The sequence below is a fragment of the Ancylobacter tetraedralis genome (assembly GCF_014195655.1).
Lineage (GTDB): Bacteria > Pseudomonadota > Alphaproteobacteria > Rhizobiales > Xanthobacteraceae > Ancylobacter > Ancylobacter tetraedralis.
The window spans coordinates 189,448-207,346 of sequence record NZ_JACICD010000007.1 but is presented as its reverse complement, the minus strand read 5'-3'; the positions used below and the strand labels follow the sequence as shown (position 1 = coordinate 207,346).

Sequence of the window (17,899 nt, the reverse complement as noted above, 5' to 3'; positions counted from 1 at the left end):
GCGGGGAGACGGCATGGCGGGAGGGGCGGATCAGCCCTCCGCCGCCTCGCCTTCCTCGCCCTCTTCCTCGGTCACGTGTTCGACCGACACGACCTTCTCGTCCTCGGCGGTGTCGAACACGATGACGCCCTGGCTGCCGCGCCCGACGATGCGGATTCCGTTGACCGGGCAGCGGATCAATTGGCCGCCATCCGTGACCAGCATGATCTGGTCCGCCTCCTCCACCGGGAAGGACGCGATGAGCGGGCCATTGCGATCGTTCACCGCCATGGCGACGATGCCCTTGCCGCCGCGGCGCGTGGTCCGGTACTCGAAGGACGAGGTGCGCTTGCCGTAGCCATTCTCGGACAGGGTGAGGATGAACTGCTCGGCCGCGCCCATGGCCACGTAGCGCGCCTGGTCGATCTCGGCAGCCGCCGCCGGCTCCTCGCCCGAAGCTCCCTCGCCCGGCGCCTCCTCGGCATCGGCCTCGATGATCGCCTCGCCTTCCTCGCCCGCGCCGTCAACGCCGTTCTGCGCGCGGCGAAGGGCGTTGGCCAGCTTGATATAGGCGGCGCGCTCTTCGGAACTGGCCTCGATGTGATGGATGATGGCCATGGAGATGAGCTTGTCGCCCTCCTCCAGCTGGATGCCGCGCACGCCCATGGAATCGCGGCCCTTGAACACGCGCACCTCCGTCACCGGGAAGCGGATGCACTGGCCCTTCGCGCTGGTCAGCAGCACGTCGTCCTGCTCGGTGCAGAGCTGGACGTCGGCGATCGCCTCGCCTTCCTCCAGCTTCATCGCGATCTTGCCGTTGCGATTCACATTGGTGAAGTCGGACAGCTCGTTGCGCCGCACCGTGCCGCCCGTGGTGGCGAACAGGATCTGTAGCCGGCTCCACGCTTCCTCGTCCGGCAGGGCCATGATCGAGGTGATGCGCTCGCCTTCGGTGAGCGGCAGGATGTTCACGAGCGCCTTGCCGCGCGCCTGCGGCGCCGAGACGGGCAGGCGCCACACCTTGAGCTTGTAGACCTGGCCCTTGGAGGAGAAGAACAGCACCGGCGCATGGGTGGAGGCGACGAACAGACGGGTGACGAAATCCTCGTCGCGCGTCTGCATGGCCGAGCGGCCCTTGCCGCCGCGCCGCTGCGCCCGGTAGGTCGAGAGCGGCACGCGCTTCACATAGCCCGCATGCGACACGGTGACGACCATGTCCTCGCGGGCGATGAGGTCCTCATCCTCGAAATCGCCTTCGGCCTCGACGATCTCGGTCTTACGGGGCGTGCCGAATTCCGCTTTCACCGCAAGGAGTTCGTCCTTGACGATGGTGCGGATGCGCTCGCGGCTGGCGAGGATGTCGAGATATTCGCGGATCTCCACCGCGATCTTGTCGAGCTCGTCCGCCACCTCGTCGCGACCCAGCGCGGTGAGGCGCTGCAGGCGCAGTTCGAGAATGGCGCGGGCCTGCTCGGCGGAGAGCCGGTAGGTGCCGTCCTCGGCCAGCTTGTGGCGCGGGTCGTCGATCAACTCGATGAGCGGGGCGACGTCCATCGCCGGCCAGTGCCGCGTCATCAGCGCCTCGCGCGCGGTGGCCGGATCGGGCGAGGTGCGGATGGTGTGGATGATCTCGTCGATATTGGCGACCGCGATGGCGAGGCCGACCAACACATGCGCCCGGTCGCGCGCCTTGCGCAGCAGGAATTTCGTGCGCCGACTAACAACCTCCTCGCGGAAGGCGACGAAGGCGGTGAGCAGGTCCAGCAGCGTCATCAGCGCCGGCCGGCCGCCGTTCAGCGCCACCATGTTGGCGCCGAACGAGGTCTGCAGCGCGCTCATGCGGTACAGGTTGTTCAGCACGACGTCCGCCTGGGCGTCGCGCTTGATCTCGAACACCACCCGCATGCCCTCGCGCGAACTCTCGTCGCGGATCTCGGCGATGCCTTCCAGCCGCTTCTCGCGCACCAGTTCGGCGATGCGCTCGATCATCGTCGCCTTGTTCACCTGATAGGGAATCTCGGTGACGATGATGGCGTCGCGGTCCTTGCGCAGTTCCTCGATCGTGGCGCGCGAGCGCATGACGATGGAGCCGCGGCCCGTGAGATAGGCCTGCCGGATGCCGCTGCGGCCGAGGATCAGTGCGCCGGTGGGAAAATCCGGCCCCTGGATGAAGTCCAGCAGGCGCTCGATATCGATCTCGGGATCGTCGATCAGCGCGACGCAGGCATCCACCACCTCGCCCAGATTGTGCGGCGGAATGTTGGTCGCCATGCCGACCGCAATACCGCCGGCGCCATTGACCAGCAGGTTGGGGAAGCGCGCGGGGAGCACGGTCGGCTCCTGCTCGCGACCGTCATAATTCTCCTGAAAGTCGACCGTGTCCTTGTCGAGGTCGTCGAGCAGGTTCATGGCCGGCTTGGCGAGGCGCACTTCGGTATAGCGCTCGGCTGCCGGGGGATCGCCGTCGACCGAGCCGAAATTGCCCTGCCCGTCGATCAGCGTCACGCGCATGGAAAAATCCTGCGCAAGCCTCACCAACGCGTCATAGATGGCCTGGTTGCCGTGCGGATGGTACTTGCCCATCGTGTCGCCGGTGACGCGGGCGGATTTGTTGTAGGGCCGGTCCGGTGTGTAATTATTCTCGCGCATCGAGAAGAGGATGCGCCGATGCACCGGCTTCAGCCCGTCGCGCACATCGGGCAGAGCGCGCGACACGATTACGCTCATCGCATAGTCGAGATAGCTGCGCGAGAGCTCCTCGGTGATCGAAACAGGCCGGATGTCCGAAGGACCGCCGCCCTCCGGCTTGATGGTATCGGAATCGGACAAGGAACCACTTTCCGCAGTTGCCGAACAGGTTCAACTGTCTAGCCGATTCCGCGCCCGCGCGCCAGCATAGACGACATTTTGCGGTCACGAAATCACTCGATAACTCAATATGTTACAAGTTTTTTCCTGCCGTCGCGGTCGATCGTGGCGGAAGCGTGGCGCAAGATGCCGCCGGGCGCTGCCCGCGCGGCGTCGAATGAGGTGTCAGGATACGCCTCGCCGCGAGGCCGAGCGGGCGCTTGCGCCGCGATCCGGGGCATGTGCAGATGGGCGGAGGGGTGGGGATTGCGCGATGCTCGACTACGTGTTCTCGGCTGCCGTGACCATGCTCGTCGTGATCGACCCGATCGGCCTCGCGCCGCTCTTCCTGGGAGTGACGGTCGATCTGTCGGCCGAGGAGCGGCGGCTGGTTGCCTGGCGCTCCTGCGCCATCGCGCTCGCCATCCTGGTTCTGTTCGGCGTGGTGGGGGCGCCGCTGCTCGGCGCGCTGGGCATTACCCTGCCGGCCTTCCGCATCGCGGGCGGCCTGCTGCTCTTCGCCATCTCGTTCGAGATGGTTTTCGGGCGGCGCACCGAGCGCAAATTCGACGCGACGGACGGCGAGATGCGCGCGCAGGTGCTGCGCACGCTGTCCGTGTTTCCGCTCGCCATCCCGCTGATGGCGGGGCCGGGCGCGATCACCGCCATGCTGCTGCTCGCCGGCGAGGCCCGGCACGACCCCTCCAGGCTTGCCGCGCTGTTTGCCATCACCGTGCTGGTGATCGCCAGTTGCCTCGTCGTCTATCTCGCCGCCGAGCGGGTGAACCGCTGGCTGGGCGTGACCGGCAACGCCATTCTCTCACGCCTGCTCGGCGTGCTGCTGACGGCGCTTGCCGTGCAGTTCGTCATCGACGGCATCCGCGCCTCGTTCCCCGGCTGACCGGTCGCGGAAGGGCACGGTCGGCAGATAGTGACCGATCTGCACCCGGTGCCGACGCCGGCACCAACGAGCCGGCCGAAGATCCTCACCGCCCGTCGCCGCAGAGAGAACTCGACGGGCGGGACAGCCCGTGCCCTGCGCGGCAGCCCTCACCCCATCGGCAACGCCCGACAAGCGGCGATCGGCCGCCCACCGCCAGCCGCCACGGGCGGCCGTTCTGGGCGCCCCCCCCAATCTCGGGGGACGCCCATCGACACCAAGCCGCGTCAGAACGGGATCTCGTCGTCGAGGTCGCCGCCCCCGCCGCCGCTGCCACCGCCGCCGAATTTTCCGCCGCCGCTCGCCGGCGCAGGCCGACGCTCGCCGCCGAAGGAGCGCCCGCCCGAGCCGCCACCGCCAGCCCCGCCGCCGCCACCGGAATAGCCGCCGCCGGAACCGAAATCGCCGCTGCCGGAGCTGAAATCTTCCCCGCCCTCGCCGCCACCGCCGCTGCCGCGGCTGTCGAGAATGGTGAGCTCACCCCGGAAAGGCCGCAGCACCACTTCCGTGAAATAGCGCTCGCCACCGGACTGGTCGGTCGCCTTGCGGGTTTCCAGCTGGCCTTCGATATAGACCTTGCTGCCCTTGCGCAGATATTGCTCGGCAACCCGTAGCAGGTTCTCGTTGAAGATCACCACGCTGTGCCACTCGGTGCGCTCCTTGCGCTCGCTTGTGGCCTTGTCGCGCCAGGTCTCGGAGGTGGCGATGCGCAGGTTGCACACCCGCCCGCCATTCTGGAACGTGCGCACTTCCGGATCGCGGCCGAGATTGCCGATCAGGATCACCTTGTTGACGCTGCCCGCCATCATCTCCTCCGACGTCCGGCGCCCGCCGCGGCGCGCGCCCTGCCCAAACAAACCTTCACCAAAGGACGCATTCTATAGCCCAGCACGCCACGCCCGCGCACCCTGACCGTGCCTTGTCCACACCTTGGCATCCTCGCCCCACCGCCGCCTCCCCCGAACCGTGGGTCTTTAGCGACGAACGAGGCATATCGTTCTTGTTATGTTCCTAACATTATGATTAACTCCATGCAACATACACCGTCACCGGATTGCGCAGAGCGGGACGCGCACTATGTTTACCTCGTGAAGCAACCAGAGCGTCGTGCCATGATGAACAATCCGCGCCACCGTCGCCGTGCCCAGTCGCGTGTTTTGGCGATCCGTATGGAAGATATGCGCCAGGCGATGATCCGCCGGGCGTTCATGGCCGTATCCGCAGGGCTTGCCGTGGCCGCCGGCCTTGCCGTGGTGTGGCACGGTTTCTGAGTTTCGCCGGGACGGGCGGCCGCCCCGCGATAGGTTTGCGTCCAGCCGCCCGTTTTAAGTGACCGGCAAGAAGAGCTCGGAATGAAGGAACGCGCGATTTCACCGCGCCGCGATGCGCGATCGATCACCATTCGCGGCGCGCGCGAGCATAATCTCAAGAATGTCGACCTCGAGATCCCGCGCGACAGCCTTGTCGTGTTCACGGGCCTGTCGGGTTCCGGCAAGTCGTCCCTTGCCTTCGACACCATCTATGCCGAGGGCCAGCGGCGTTATGTCGAGAGCCTCTCGGCCTATGCGCGCCAGTTCCTGGAGATGATGCAGAAGCCGGACGTCGACCAGATCGACGGCCTGTCGCCGGCCATTTCCATCGAGCAGAAGACCACCTCGAAGAACCCGCGATCGACGGTCGGCACCGTCACCGAGATCTACGATTACATGCGCCTTCTCTGGGCGCGGGTGGGCGTGCCCTATTCCCCCGCCACCGGTCTGCCGATCGAGAGTCAGACCGTCAGCCAGATGGTCGATCGCACACTCGCCCTGCCCGAGAAGACCCGGCTGTTCCTGCTGGCGCCCGTGGTGCGCGGTCGTAAAGGCGAATATCGCAAGGAACTTGCCGAGTTTCAGAAAAAGGGCTTCCAGCGCGTCAAGATCGACGGCGAGTTCCACGAGATCGCCGACGCGCCCGCGCTGGACAAGAAGTTCAAGCACGACATCGACGTGGTGGTCGACCGGCTGGTGGTGCGGGGCGATATCGCCGGGCGCCTCGCGGATTCGCTGGAGACCGCGCTCGGGCTCGCCGACGGCATCGCCGTGCTGGAATTCGCCGACGAGCGGGAAGAGAATGGCGAGGCGCGCCGCATCCTGTTCTCGGAGAAGTTCGCCTGCCCGGTCTCCGGCTTCACGATTTCCGAGATCGAGCCGCGGCTGTTCTCCTTCAACAACCCGTTCGGCGCCTGCCCGGTCTGCGACGGGCTCGGCCATGAGAGCAAGATTGACCCGGACCTCGTGGTGCCGGACAAGGCGCGCTCGCTGAAGCAGGGCGCTCTGGCCCCGTGGGCCAAGTCCTCGTCGCCCTATTACGGCCAGACGCTCGATGCGCTGGCCCGTCATTACGGCTTCAAGCTGAGCGTGCCGTGGGCGGACCTGCCGGCCAAGGCGCAGGACGTGATCCTGCACGGTTCCGGTTCGGAGGCGATCCGCTTCGTCTATGACGACGGCATGCGCGCCTACGAGACATCCAAGACCTTTGAAGGCATCGTCACCAATCTGGAGCGGCGCTGGCGCGAGACCGAGAGCGACTGGGCGCGCGAGGAGATCGGCAAGTATTTCTCCGCCGTGCCCTGCGCCGCCTGCCATGGCTATCGGCTGAAGCCCGAGGCGCTGGCGGTGAAGATCGCCGGCCATCACATCGGCCAGTCGGCGCAGCTTTCCGTGCGCCACGCGCTGGCATGGTTCACCGATCTGCCCGCCCGGCTCACCGACAAGCAGAACGAGATCGCCGTCCGCATCCTCAAGGAGATTCGCGAGCGCCTCGCCTTCCTGCTCGATGTGGGGCTGGATTATCTGACGCTCGCCCGCGCCTCCGGCACGCTGTCTGGCGGCGAGAGCCAGCGCATCCGCCTCGCCTCGCAGATCGGATCGGGCCTGACCGGCGTTCTCTACGTGCTGGACGAGCCCTCCATCGGCCTGCACCAACGCGACAATGAGCGCCTGCTCGGCACGCTCAAGCGGCTGCGCGACCTCGGCAACACGGTTGTGGTGGTCGAGCATGACGAAGACGCGATTCTCGCCGCCGATTATGTCGTGGATGTAGGCCCCGGCGCGGGCGTGCATGGCGGGCGTATCGTCGCCCAGGGCACGCCGCAGGAAATCCTCGCCAACCCGAATTCGCTCACGGGCAAATACCTGACCGGTGAACTCACCGTGCCGGTACCCAAGCGCCGCAAGCCCAACCCCAAGCGGATGCTGCGGGTGGTGAATGCGCGCGGCAACAATCTGAAGAATGTCACGGCCTCGATTCCGCTCGGCCTGTTCACCGCCGTCACCGGCGTCTCGGGCGGCGGCAAGTCGACCCTGCTCATCGACACGCTCTACAAGGCGGTGGCGCGGCGGCTGAACGGCGCGTCCGAGCCGCCGGCGCCGCATGACGGGCTGGAGGGGCTGGAACATCTCGACAAGGTGATCGATATCGACCAGTCGCCGATCGGCCGCACGCCGCGCTCGAATCCGGCGACCTATACCGGTGCCTTCACGCCGATCCGCGAGTGGTTCGCCGGCCTGCCCGAGGCCAAGGCGCGCGGCTATGGGCCGGGGCGCTTCTCGTTCAACGTGAAGGGCGGGCGCTGCGAGGCGTGCCAGGGCGACGGCGTCATCAAGATCGAGATGCACTTCCTGCCGGATGTCTACGTCACCTGCGACGTGTGCAAGGGCAAGCGCTATAATCGAGAGACGCTGGAAGTCGCCTTCAAGAACAAGTCCATCGCCGACGTGCTCGACATGACGGTCGAGGAAGGGGCGGAGTTCTTCAAGGCGGTGCCGGCGGTGCGCGAGAAGCTGGAAACGCTGTCGCGCGTCGGGCTCGACTATATCAAGGTCGGCCAGCAGGCCAACACGCTCTCGGGCGGCGAGGCGCAGCGCGTGAAGCTCTCCAAGGAGCTGTCGCGCCGTGCCACCGGGCGCACGCTCTACATCCTCGACGAGCCGACCACCGGCCTGCATTTCGCCGATGTTGCCAAACTGCTGGAAGTGCTGCACGAACTGGTCGAGCAGGGTAATACGGTGGTGGTGATCGAGCATAATCTCGAGGTCATCAAGACCGCCGACTGGGTGATCGACCTCGGCCCCGAGGGCGGCGACGGCGGCGGCGAGATCGTCGCGGTCGGACCACCGGAGGTCATCGCCACGACCGAGCGCAGCCATACCGGCCGCTTCCTCGCCGATGTGCTGGCACGCCGGCCGATGAAGCCGCGCACCGCGGCGGAATAGCCGGGCCAGGGACGGGGGAGGCACAGTTTCAGCGCTCCCCTACGCCGGGGCGAGCGCGTTCGTGGTTCGCGGGACGGCGGCGGACACGATGTCTGCCGAAATGGAAAGTCGGGCGGTCGAACCGTCCGAGCGCGGCGGCGGAAACCGCATTTCCCGGGAATTGGGGATGGTCGCCGTGGTGGCAACCGGATCGGGCTTGCCGATCCGCCGTTTCCCGGCGGTCCCATTGAGCGGCGAGCCGATGGCGCGGCAACGGGAGCGTTTCGAGCGAGGCGGCTGTCGCTTGGCGTGCAACCACGCGTCGAGACAAACACCTCGATAGCCTCGTTTTACCGCCTCCTACTCGCGTCATGCCGGAATCAGCGCAGGCCATCTCCAGCCAGACCGTCTCCAGCCAGACCGTCTCCAGCCAGACCGTCTCCAGCCAGACCGTCTCCAGCCAGGCCGTCTCCAGCCAAGCCATGTCCAGAATCGTGATGCGCGATTCGGGCGGGGATCCCGGATCTCCGCCTCCGGTTGCGGCCGGGGTGACGTTGTCTGAAGGTTCTTCAGACAGGTTTGGAACTCGCGATAGCCAAGGAGACGCCAGGAGGCGGCCCCGCTGCGCGGAACGGCCGACACCCTTGATGCCAAGCTTGCCAAGCTGGAATAAGCGCCGATCTCGCGGAGTGCCGATTCCGCAATGCCGGATCAAGCGCCGCCCGGCTCGGGGGAGCGGACCAGTTCAACCCCACGGTCTCGCTTCCGCTAGGTCGCGCTGGATCGAACTCGACGTGTCGCGCCCCCTTCGCTTCGGTCAGGCCGTCAGCGCGCCTCGCCGAGCCGCACGATGTTCACCGTCGCCACGATCAGCACGAGGGTCGCGCCGAACTGGTGGGCGAGCGCGAGGTCGAGCGGCACCTGATGGAGCAGCGTCAGGATGCCCAGGCACCCCTGCGCCGCCACCAGGGCGAGGAGCAGAAGCGCCCGACGGCCCACCGCGCCGCCGACACGCCGCGCGCTGAGCCACTGCCCGATGGCCAGCGCGAACAGGAGGTAGGCCACCATGCGGTGGTTGAACTGCACGGTGAGCACGTTCTCGAACAGATTCCGCCAGGCCGGATGCTGGATGAACAGATTGCCGATCGGCGGAACGATATGCCCGTCCATCAACGGCCAGGTCGTGTAGGTCAGGCCGGCATCGAGCCCGGCGACCAGCCCGCCGAGAAAAATCTGCAGCAGCACCACCGCGAAGAACAGCCGCCCATAGCTGCGCAGCCAGTCCGGCGCGGCGCGAGTGTCGCGCGGAGGCTTGAGAGAGATGGCGACCGCCACGGTGGCGGACAGGATGATGCAGGCGAGCGTAAGATGCGTCGCCAGCCGGTACTGGCTGACATCGACCCGGTTGACGAGGCCGGACGCCACCATCCACCAGCCGACCGCGCCCTGCAGCCCGCCAAGCGCGAACAGCCCGGCCAGTTTCCAGCCGAGCGCCCGGTCGATCCGCCCGCGCCACAGGAAGAAGAGGAACGGCAGCAGGAAGACGAAGCCGATCAGCCGGCCGAGCAGCCGGTGCCCCCATTCCCACCAGAAAATGTACTGGAACGCCGCGAGGCTCATCCCCTGGTTGAGTTCGCGATATTGCGGAATCTGCTGGTATTTCTCGAACTCGGCCTGCCAGGCAGCCGTGCCGAGCGGCGGCAAGATGCCTGTCACCGGCTTCCACTCGGTGATGGAGAGGCCCGATTCGGTCAGCCGCGTCGCACCGCCGACCACGACCATGAGCACGATCATCGCCGCCACGAGGTAGAGCCAGCCCCGCACCGGTCGCAGCCTGTCCGCCCGCGTGCCGGCACCGGCCGAGGCGATCGGCTGTGTGGAGCGTTGATCGAGTGTGGTGGGATCCGAGGCCATGCCTGCACTCCTTGCGACGGCGCACACCGGTGCGGCGGCAATCGCCTGCCGCGTTCGCGCCGGTCCTTCGCTTCCCGCGCGCCGCGCTGACGCGTTATCCGCCGGGCCGCTTCCCCCCCGGCGCGGCCAGCGATATAGAGGCCGCATCGCGCGCGCAACGGGACTCTTTGTCCCGTCCCGTCCCGCCGCGTCCCGTTCGAGCCCATCCGTCCGCCGGAGACCCGCCCATGGCCGATCACGGTTCCCGCCTGCCGCCCCGCCTGCGCAAGTTCATCGGCACGGTGGCGTTGGTGGTTCTCGTTGTGACATGGGCACTGGGCGCCATGGCGCTGGCCCAGGGACGCGTCACCACACTGCCCGGCTTCTGGCAGTTCGTCGCCTATGTCCTTCTCGGGACCGGATGGGTGCTGCCGGCCGGATGGCTGATCGGCTGGATGCTGAAATATGACCGGCGGCCGGAGAGCCTGTAGACGGCTCACGCCGCCCGCTGCAGGTGCGGCGCGGGCACGGCGAACGTCACCATGGCGATCTCGCCGAAACCCTGCTCGGCAAGTTCATCGAAGGCCTGTACCGCGTCGGTGGCGGCCCCGCCCGGCCGGGTCACGAGGATGACGGTCGGCTTCAGCGCGGCGATGCGCTGCGCGCCCTCGCACGGACCCAGCGGTGGTGCGGCGACCACCACATGGTCATAGGTCTGTTCCAGCGCGCGCAGGATGAGCACCAGCCGGTCGGCGGCCACCAGGCCATCGGCCTCGCGGGCGCCACGGCCGGGCGGAATCACATGACAGCGCGAGGTCGGTTCGCGATGGATGGCGTCCGAGAAGCTGGCGACGCCGAATAGCAGATCGGTGAGCCCCGGCGCGCGCGGATCGTCGGTCAGTTCGTCGAGCGGCGACGCGGCGACATCCAGGCACACGATCACCACCCGCCGCTCGGTCGAGGCGAGGGCGCGGCCGAGCGCCAGCGCGCAGCGGGCGATTCCGTCATCGGGCGCGGCGCCCGTCACCACCACGAGGCGCGCGGCTTCCCCGCGCAGTTCGACCAGGCGGGCGAGATCCGCCAGTTCGCCATCGCGCGAAAGGCGACGACGCGGCACCGGCTCCTCGCCATCATCGAAATCGAGCGTTTCGCCACCGATCCACGGCAGGTGCTGCACGAGGCCCGACGCGGGAAGCTCGGGTGCGCTTACCTGCGGGGTGGGCCGGGCAATGACCGCGCGGCGGCGGCGTAGCAGTGTCTGGCCGGCCAGCGTCATGCCGAACCCCGCGAGGGCCGCGAGAAGCGTGGCCGCGCCGCGCGTGGGCGGCAGGGCCGAGGCGAGTTCGGCCCGCGCCGCCAGCCGGGGACCGGTCGATATCGGCCCCCCCGGCTCCATGTTGAAGGCGGCCTTGGCCTGACGCAGCCGCACATAGCCTTCCGCGAACGCATTGGCCACATCGGTGGCGAGCGCGGCATCGCTGGCCACGAAGGACACCGCTGTCGTCCCATCACGGCGATCGGTGACGGTGAGGCCCTGCTCCACAGCTCGCAGGGCCGCGGCATCGGAGGAGCCCGTCGCACCATCCGCCATGCCGCCCATATTGGCGAGGCGCACGGTCAGCGCGTTGTCGATCAGGATCTGCCGGGCGAATTCACGCGAGGAAATGATCTGTGCGCGGCTGCCGAGACCATCGGCCGGGCGGATATCCGCCGAGAGCAGGGTCTGCGCGAGATAGCGCGGCGTCACCATGACGAGGCAGGCGCCGCCGGCCAGCAGACCAATGAGCGCCGGCAGCGCGAGATGGCGGCGCCAGCCGGCGAGTCCGGGGCGCGGGCTTGCGAGCGCCGCCCCATCGCCGCTCCCGGACGGGAGAGGGTCGCGGACAGCCGCCGGCGCGGCGGCGAGCGCCTGCTCCGGCGCCCCCTCGGCCGCCGCCTCGTCCGCCTTGTTGCCCTCATGCATCATGGGGGCATTAGGCGGTCATTGTGGTTTCCACCGTGTTAAGAGACGCCTCCGCATCCCCATCCCGACAGGCACGCCCGCCGGAACGCCTTGCGGGAAGCCGCCTCGGTCGTGGCAATACGAACGAGCGAGAAAGCGCCTCCCGCCTTTGCGGCAAGCGGCGCTTCCAAATGGCGGTTCCAAGCGGCGGTTCATCGCACACGCATAAAGCCGGATCCGATCCGGCTGAACCAAACGGATCGGATCCGGCTCTAAATTATTGATCGAAAACGCGTGGCGGACCTGATTGCACGACGGCCAGATCGGCGCACGTCTAGCCGCGTATGGCCCGCACCAGCCAGATGAGGATGCAGGCGCCAATCACGCCGGCGATGAGATACCCGACCCAGCCGCCAAATCCCACGCCGAGAAAGCCGAACAGAAAGCTTGCGACGGAAGCACCGATGATGCCGAGAACGATGTTGAGTAAAATGCCGGTACCGGTCTTCATGATCGAGGAGGCGATCCACCCCGCCAAGCCACCGATGATGATGGCGGCGATCCAACCAATCTGTGCGTCTTCCATGGCTAACTCCCAGCTATCGAGCCGCCATCTTAACGAGATTGCCGGGATTTGGTTCCTGCCGATACCACCGGGCCAGGGCGGGCGGCGCTCTTTGCCGCTTTCCGCCAAGGCCATGCTCGGTTTGGAAAAAATGGTCGGAGCGAGAGGATTTGAACCTCCGACCCCTAGTCCCCCAGACTAGTGCGCTAACCGGACTGCGCTACGCTCCGATGCCCGAAGGCGTCGCCTGTCTAGCCATTTGTGTCGCGCGACGCAAGCGGGCGCTTGGTGGAAGCCTGTGGGGAACCCTCCGCGACCTCGTCTTCCGGCTCGGGACCGACCTCTTTCTCGGTCGCGGCGCTCAGGCGCTGGAACAGGCCGAGCGCCAGCAGTGTGGCGCAGGCGGCAGCGACCAGCAGGGCGGGATAGACGATATGCGCGGGATCCTCGCGCGCCGTCTCGAACACCAGAACCAGCGCCTCGAGGAACAGGGCGATGACGATGGTGGAGAGGAACTTGGTCAGGCCGCGCCGGGTGTCGGAGGGAGTGCGCTTCTCGCGCCCGGCAGGCACCTCCTCCTCGAAGAAATATTTGGCGACATCGAACAGCGCGATGGCGACGATGAGATAGCCCACCACCTCCAGCAGCGGAGTGTGCAGCGGCGTGCCCTCGGCCAGGGCATGGGTGATGACGCTATAGGGCGCATAGGTCATGAGCACCGCCGCGACCGCCATGAGGGCGCAGGCGGCTATGGCGAAGACGGCGCGGATGAAAAGGCTCATGGCGGGTACTCTGTGGCGGTGCGCCGGTAACTAGGCCCCGCCGCGCCGCCGGCAAGGGTGCGCACCTCTGGCGCATGCCGATATAATGGCGGCACGCCAAGGAGACGCCGGATGCCCTCGCCTGCTCACACCCACCACGCGGCACAAGGCCCGGAGGTCGACGCGGAATCGGGCGCTACACCGCGGATGCTGCCCCCGGCACAGGAGATGCTCGCGCGGCTGGAGCAGCGCCGCTCGGCGCCGCTGCGCGGGCTCGCCGAGCCGGGGCCGACGCGCGAAGAACTGGCGCAGCTCATCGCTCTCGCCGCCCGAGTGCCCGATCATGGCAGGCTGGTGCCGTGGCGCTTCATCCTCATCGAGGGGGACGCGCGGCAGGCGCTGGGTGCACAGCTGGACGCGCTCTATGCCCGGCAGAACCCGGAGCTGCCGCCCGCCAAGGCCGATATGTGGACGCTGTATCTGTCGCGTGCGCCGCTGACCGTGGTGCTGGTGAGCCGCCCGGACCCCGGCGCCAGGGTGCCGGAATGGAATCAGGTCCTGTCCGCCGGCGCGGCCGGCATGGCGCTCACCGTGGCGGCGACCGCGCTGGGCTTCGCCACGCAATGGCTGCTGAAATGGCCGGGCCGCGACCCGGAGGCCGCGGCGCTGGTCGGTATCCGGCCGGGCGAGCGAATCGCCGGCTTCATCCATGTCGGCCGGCCGGTCCGCCTCACCGAGGACCGGCCGCGCCCGGCGCCGGACGCGGTGGCGAGCTTCTGGACGCCCGCCACCTTCGCCCCCGCGTCGGGCGTGAACGATCAGCCTTCGACGTCGAACGACACGCCCTGAGCCAGCGGCAGCTGGCGCGAGTAGTTGATGGTGTTGGTGGCGCGCCGCATATAGGCCTTCCACGCATCCGAGCCGGACTCGCGCCCGCCGCCGGTTTCCTTCTCGCCGCCGAACGCCCCGCCGATCTCGGCGCCGGACGGGCCGATATTCACATTGGCGATGCCGCAATCCGATCCTTCCGCGGAGACGAAGGTCTCGGCCTCGCGCAGGTCGCTGGTGAAGATCGACGAGGACAGGCCCTGCGGCACGTCATTGTGCAGCTTGATCGCTTCCGGCAGGCCGCCGACCCGCAGCACGTAGAGAATCGGCGCGAAGGTCTCGTGCTTGACCACGTCGATCTGCTCGTCGAGTTCCACGATGGCCGGGCGCACGTAATAGGCGTCCGCAGCCGCGTCCGCCCTCACCCGCTCGCCGCCATGGATACGGCCGCCGGCCGCGCGGGCGGTCTCCAGCGCCTTCTGCATGCCCTCATAGGCCTCGGCGTCGATCAGCGGGCCGATCAGCGTGCCGGCCTCGCGCGGGTCGCCGATGCTGACCGAGGCGTAGGCCTTGGCGAGGCGCGGCACCAGCGTGTCGTAGACGCTCTCGTTCACGATGAGGCGGCGCAGGCTGGTGCAGCGCTGGCCGGCGGTGCCCATCGCCGCGAAGGCGATGCCGCGCAGCGTGAGGTCGAGATCGGCCGAGGGGCAGACGATGGCGGCGTTGTTGCCGCCGAGCTCGAGAATCGAGCGGCCGAAGCGACGCGCCACGCGCTCGCCGACGATGCGGCCCATGCGGGTGGAGCCGGTGGCGGAGATGACCGGCACGCGGACATCGTCGGTGAGCGCGGCGCCCACTTCAGCGCCGCCGATCAGCAGCTGGGAGAGCCCTTCGGGCGCCCCGCCGAACGCGGTCACGGCGCGCTCGAACAGCGCCTGCACGGCGAGCGCGGTAAGCGGGGTCTTCTCGGAGGGCTTCCACAGCACGCTGTTGCCGCACACCAGCGCGAGCGCGGCATTCCAAGACCACACGGCCACGGGGAAGTTGAACGCGGTGATGATGCCGACCGGCCCGACCGGGTGCCAGGTTTCCATCATGCGATGGCCCGGTCGCTCGGAGGCGATGGTGAGGCCGTAGAGCTGGCGCGACAGGCCGACGGCGAAATCGCAGATGTCGATCATCTCCTGAACCTCGCCGAGGCCCTCCGAGACGATCTTGCCCGCTTCCAGCGTCACCAGCCGGCCGAGCGCGGTCTTGTGGGCGCGCAGTTCCTCGCCGAGAAGGCGCACCAACTCGCCGCGGCGCGGCGCGGGCACGGTCCGCCAGGCCTCGAAGGCAGCCACCGATCGGGCCACCGCGCCGGACACGGCGCTCGCTTCGGCTTCCACGACATGCGCCGTGATCTCGCCGGTGATGGGCGAGCGCGCCGCGCGCGTGCCGCCGTGCCAGGACGCCTCGGGAACGCCGAGGGACTGCAGGAGGTCGGCCACCTCCTGCGCGACCGGCTTGTGGACAATCCCCGCTTCGCTCTTCGTCGCCATCGAACTTCACTCCTTGGCCGACCTCGTCGGCAGATCTTCCAGCGCGGCTCCATAGCACCGCGCGGCGGCGAAAATCCATCGGGGCTTTCGTCCGATCGGCGCGCGCGCTTCCTCTCGCGGAGACGGCGGCATCATTTGCGAACGAAAGTGAAGGCGCGCTTCGTACAGTATTGATTCGATCACGTATAAGTAACTTGCGGGTGTGAATATCTATCGCCAATGCTTGCAGATAAGGCTGGCATCGGGCACTCTGTGCATCACGTGTTGCTTATGAATTATGCCAGCTATCCATCGATATTGCCCAGATCCCGCCACTTCATCGTGATGACCTTGCCACATTTCCTTTCCATCCAGATTCGCATTGTGAAACTGGAGAAGGAACGAGGTATTGACGGCTTGGGGATCGGGACGGATTGCCACCGCGGCTTTCGCGATGGGGATCATCTTCGCCGCCGGCGGCAAACCTGCGCACGCTGATCAGAAGAAGACTTTTGCGACGTCCGGAATGGCGTCGTACTACGGTTATGGCGGCCGCACCGCCAACGGCGAGCAGCACAATGCGCGGGGCCTGACGGCCGCGCATCGCTCATTGCCCTTCGGCACCAAACTGCGCGTCACCAATCAGGCCAATGGCCGCTCGGTGGTGGTGCGCATCAATGACCGCGGCCCCTTCGTGCGCGGTCGTATCGTCGATGTCTCGACCGCCGCGGCGGAAAGCCTCGGCTTCCGCTCGCGGGGCGTCGCCAAGGTGCAGATCGCCGTGGTGGAGTGACGCCGCGTCCGGACTCTGCAAGACCGGAGACGGGAAAACCGGAGATCGGGAAAACGAGCGCGCGGGTCGAGAGGGCCCGCGCCTCCCCGCTGGCGCCTACAGCGCCCCTCGGAGCCCACCAGACGGCAAGGAGTCTCCGCTGAGGGTCAGTTGCCCTCGTCCATGGGAAAGCCGCCCTCGTCGCGCGCAGCCTCCAGGATGCGGCGGCATTCCCGCAACTCCTGGAAGGTCAGGAGCAGGCGCCGGATATCATCCGCCGTCAGCTGCGTGCGCGACACCGCCAGAAGTGGCTCCGCCGCGTGCAGCGCCGGTTCGTCCCGCGATGGCGGCCGCTCGCCCCGCGCCGGAGGGCGCCCATAGCCGTCATCCTCGTCGGCCTGTTGGTCGATTCCGGGACGCGCGGGCCGATCGTCGTCGCTCTCATCGTCCACCCCGGGCTCGCGCTCGGGTGCCAGCGGCCGAAACGCGAAGCTCGGCCGGGCCTCACCGAACGGCGGGGGGCCGACCTGCGGCTCCGCACGCCGCCCCTCGGGCAGGCCAGGCGGATGCAGATGCGGTTCTTGCAGATGCGGCTCATACAGGCTTGGCTCGCGCCGGCCGGGCTCGCGCAGATGCCGTTCCTCGCGCGGCGCGATCTCCGGCAGCAGCGGCAGTTCGGGGAATTCCGGTTCGTCATCCAGCGGGTGACGGCCGACCCGTCTCACGGTGACGCCCTCCTCAGCCGCGCCGCCGTGCTGGCGCGAGGGCAGAAGGTTCAGCAGCCCGCTCAGCGCACCGCCCCGCGCGGGGGCCGCCCCCTCGCGTCCACGCGCGCGCCCTCCCGCCTCGCCGAGGTCGTCACCGGCCATGTCGTCACCGGTGCTGTCGTCATCGGCGATGTCGTCGGTGCTGTCGTCGTCATCGGTCCGCGCCGCGCGACCGCCCGCCGTGCCTCCACCCGCCGCGTCGCCCCCCTCAATGGCCTGCCAGATGGCCTGCACGTGGCGTGGCCCATCTTCCTTGAGGATGCGTTGGACACCACGAATGGTGTAGCCCTCGGCATAGAGCAGGTGTCGGATGCCGCGCAGCAGTTCCACGTCGTCCGGGCGGTAATAGCGCCGCCCCCCTCCCCGCTTCAGCGGGCGAATCTGCGGGAAGCGTGTCTCCCAGAACCGCAGTACATGCTGCGGCAGGTCGAGATCCTCGGCCACTTCGCTGATCGTGCGGAAGGCGTCGGGGCCCTTCTCCACGCTCGGCTACTCCTCGCGGTGGCTCACGAGCCGGTCTCGGCGTCGTTGCCGTTGATCTGCTGCTTGAGGATGTTGGACGGCTTGAACACCATGACCCGGCGCGGGGCGATCGGCACTTCCTCGCCGGTCTTGGGATTGCGCCCCACGCGCTCGCCCTTCTGGCGCACCACGAAGGAGCCGAAGGACGAGAGTTTCACCGTCTCGCCGCGCGCCACGCAGTCGGCAATCTCCGACAGCACGGTCTCCACGAGCGCGGCCGATTCGGTCCGCGACAGGCCCACGCGCTGGTAGACGGCTTCGCCCAGATCTGCACGCGTGATGGTTCGACCGGCCATGCTACGCCTCCTTTATTGTTAGACTTTTCTAA

14 protein-coding genes, 1 tRNA gene and 1 pseudogene are annotated in these 17,899 nt (G+C 67.8%); 6 read left to right on the top strand and 10 right to left on the bottom strand.

Going from position 1 to position 17,899, the window contains the following annotated elements:
• Nucleotides 1-30 precede the first annotated feature (30 nt).
• On the bottom strand, nucleotides 31-2,808 hold the full coding sequence (gyrA, locus tag FHS55_RS17890) for a DNA gyrase subunit A (protein WP_183191141.1): 2,778 nt from the start codon (nucleotides 2,806-2,808) through the stop codon (nucleotides 31-33).
• Nucleotides 2,809-3,100: 292 nt separating this feature from the next.
• On the opposite strand from gyrA, the gene FHS55_RS17885 reads away from it, so the two are divergent.
• Nucleotides 3,101-3,727, top strand: coding sequence for a MarC family protein (locus FHS55_RS17885; protein WP_183191140.1), 627 nt, complete (start codon nucleotides 3,101-3,103; stop codon nucleotides 3,725-3,727).
• 266 nt (nucleotides 3,728-3,993) lie between these two features.
• On the opposite strand, the gene ssb is transcribed toward FHS55_RS17885, so the two are convergent.
• Nucleotides 3,994-4,572, bottom strand: a complete 579-nt coding sequence (gene ssb, locus FHS55_RS17880) for a single-stranded DNA-binding protein (RefSeq protein ID WP_183191215.1) — start codon at nucleotides 4,570-4,572, stop codon at nucleotides 3,994-3,996.
• A gap of 306 nt (nucleotides 4,573-4,878) precedes the next feature.
• On the opposite strand from ssb, the gene FHS55_RS17875 reads away from it, so the two are divergent.
• Together FHS55_RS17875 and uvrA are read left to right on the top strand one after the other, a co-directional pair.
• Entirely contained in the window at nucleotides 4,879-5,037 is a 159-nt protein-coding gene (locus FHS55_RS17875; protein WP_183191139.1) for a hypothetical protein, read from the top strand.
• A gap of 81 nt (nucleotides 5,038-5,118) precedes the next feature.
• Nucleotides 5,119-8,022 carry an excinuclease ABC subunit UvrA gene (gene uvrA, locus FHS55_RS17870; protein WP_183191138.1) on the top strand — a complete coding sequence of 968 codons (2,904 nt, stop codon included), beginning with the start codon at nucleotides 5,119-5,121 and terminating at the stop codon, nucleotides 8,020-8,022.
• Nucleotides 8,023-8,826: 804 nt separating this feature from the next.
• Here the strand turns inward: uvrA and FHS55_RS17865 are convergent.
• Nucleotides 8,827-9,915, bottom strand: coding sequence for a COX15/CtaA family protein (locus tag FHS55_RS17865; RefSeq protein WP_183191137.1), 1,089 nt, complete (start codon nucleotides 9,913-9,915; stop codon nucleotides 8,827-8,829).
• 227 nt (nucleotides 9,916-10,142) lie between these two features.
• On the opposite strand from FHS55_RS17865, the gene FHS55_RS17860 reads away from it, so the two are divergent.
• A complete protein-coding gene (locus tag FHS55_RS17860) occupies nucleotides 10,143-10,385 on the top strand; it encodes a DUF2842 domain-containing protein (protein ID WP_183191136.1) in 243 nt (80 codons plus the stop codon).
• A 5-nt stretch (nucleotides 10,386-10,390) separates the two neighbouring features.
• Here the strand turns inward: FHS55_RS17860 and FHS55_RS17855 are convergent, their stop codons facing one another.
• The 4 genes from FHS55_RS17855 to FHS55_RS17840 form a co-directional block, all read right to left on the bottom strand.
• On the bottom strand, nucleotides 10,391-11,860 hold the full coding sequence (locus FHS55_RS17855; protein ID WP_183191135.1) for a tyrosine-protein kinase family protein: 1,470 nt from the start codon (nucleotides 11,858-11,860) through the stop codon (nucleotides 10,391-10,393).
• Nucleotides 11,861-12,170: 310 nt separating this feature from the next.
• Nucleotides 12,171-12,422: a GlsB/YeaQ/YmgE family stress response membrane protein gene (locus FHS55_RS17850; RefSeq protein ID WP_183191134.1), complete on the bottom strand. Its 252-nt coding sequence runs from the start codon at nucleotides 12,420-12,422 to the stop codon at nucleotides 12,171-12,173.
• A 131-nt stretch (nucleotides 12,423-12,553) separates the two neighbouring features.
• Nucleotides 12,554-12,631, bottom strand: a tRNA-Pro gene (locus FHS55_RS17845).
• 21 nt (nucleotides 12,632-12,652) lie between these two features.
• Nucleotides 12,653-13,183, bottom strand: a complete 531-nt coding sequence (locus FHS55_RS17840) for a GNAT family acetyltransferase (RefSeq protein ID WP_183191133.1) — start codon at nucleotides 13,181-13,183, stop codon at nucleotides 12,653-12,655.
• Between the two features lie 111 nt (nucleotides 13,184-13,294).
• Here FHS55_RS17840 and FHS55_RS17835 point away from each other — a divergent pair, with 111 nt between their 5' ends.
• Nucleotides 13,295-14,011 carry a nitroreductase family protein gene (locus tag FHS55_RS17835; RefSeq protein WP_246340242.1) on the top strand — a complete coding sequence of 239 codons (717 nt, stop codon included), beginning with the start codon at nucleotides 13,295-13,297 and terminating at the stop codon, nucleotides 14,009-14,011.
• Here the strand turns inward: FHS55_RS17835 and amaB are convergent.
• Nucleotides 13,981-15,531 carry an L-piperidine-6-carboxylate dehydrogenase gene (gene amaB, locus FHS55_RS17830; protein ID WP_183191132.1) on the bottom strand — a complete coding sequence of 517 codons (1,551 nt, stop codon included), beginning with the start codon at nucleotides 15,529-15,531 and terminating at the stop codon, nucleotides 13,981-13,983. The genes FHS55_RS17835 and amaB overlap by 31 nt on opposite strands.
• A 433-nt stretch (nucleotides 15,532-15,964) precedes the next feature.
• Between amaB and FHS55_RS17825 the strand changes: the two genes are divergently transcribed.
• A complete protein-coding gene (locus tag FHS55_RS17825) occupies nucleotides 15,965-16,303 on the top strand; it encodes a septal ring lytic transglycosylase RlpA family protein (RefSeq protein WP_183191131.1) in 339 nt (112 codons plus the stop codon).
• Nucleotides 16,304-17,291: 988 nt separating this feature from the next.
• On the opposite strand, the pseudogene FHS55_RS23555 reads toward FHS55_RS17825, so the two are convergent.
• Both FHS55_RS23555 and FHS55_RS17815 read right to left on the bottom strand, forming a co-directional pair.
• Nucleotides 17,292-17,532 (bottom strand): annotated as a pseudogene (locus FHS55_RS23555) (MerR family transcriptional regulator); the annotation flags it as partial.
• A gap of 23 nt (nucleotides 17,533-17,555) precedes the next feature.
• Nucleotides 17,556-17,867, bottom strand: coding sequence for an integration host factor subunit alpha (locus tag FHS55_RS17815; protein ID WP_183191129.1), 312 nt, complete (start codon nucleotides 17,865-17,867; stop codon nucleotides 17,556-17,558).
• Between the last annotated feature and the right edge of the window lie 32 nt (nucleotides 17,868-17,899).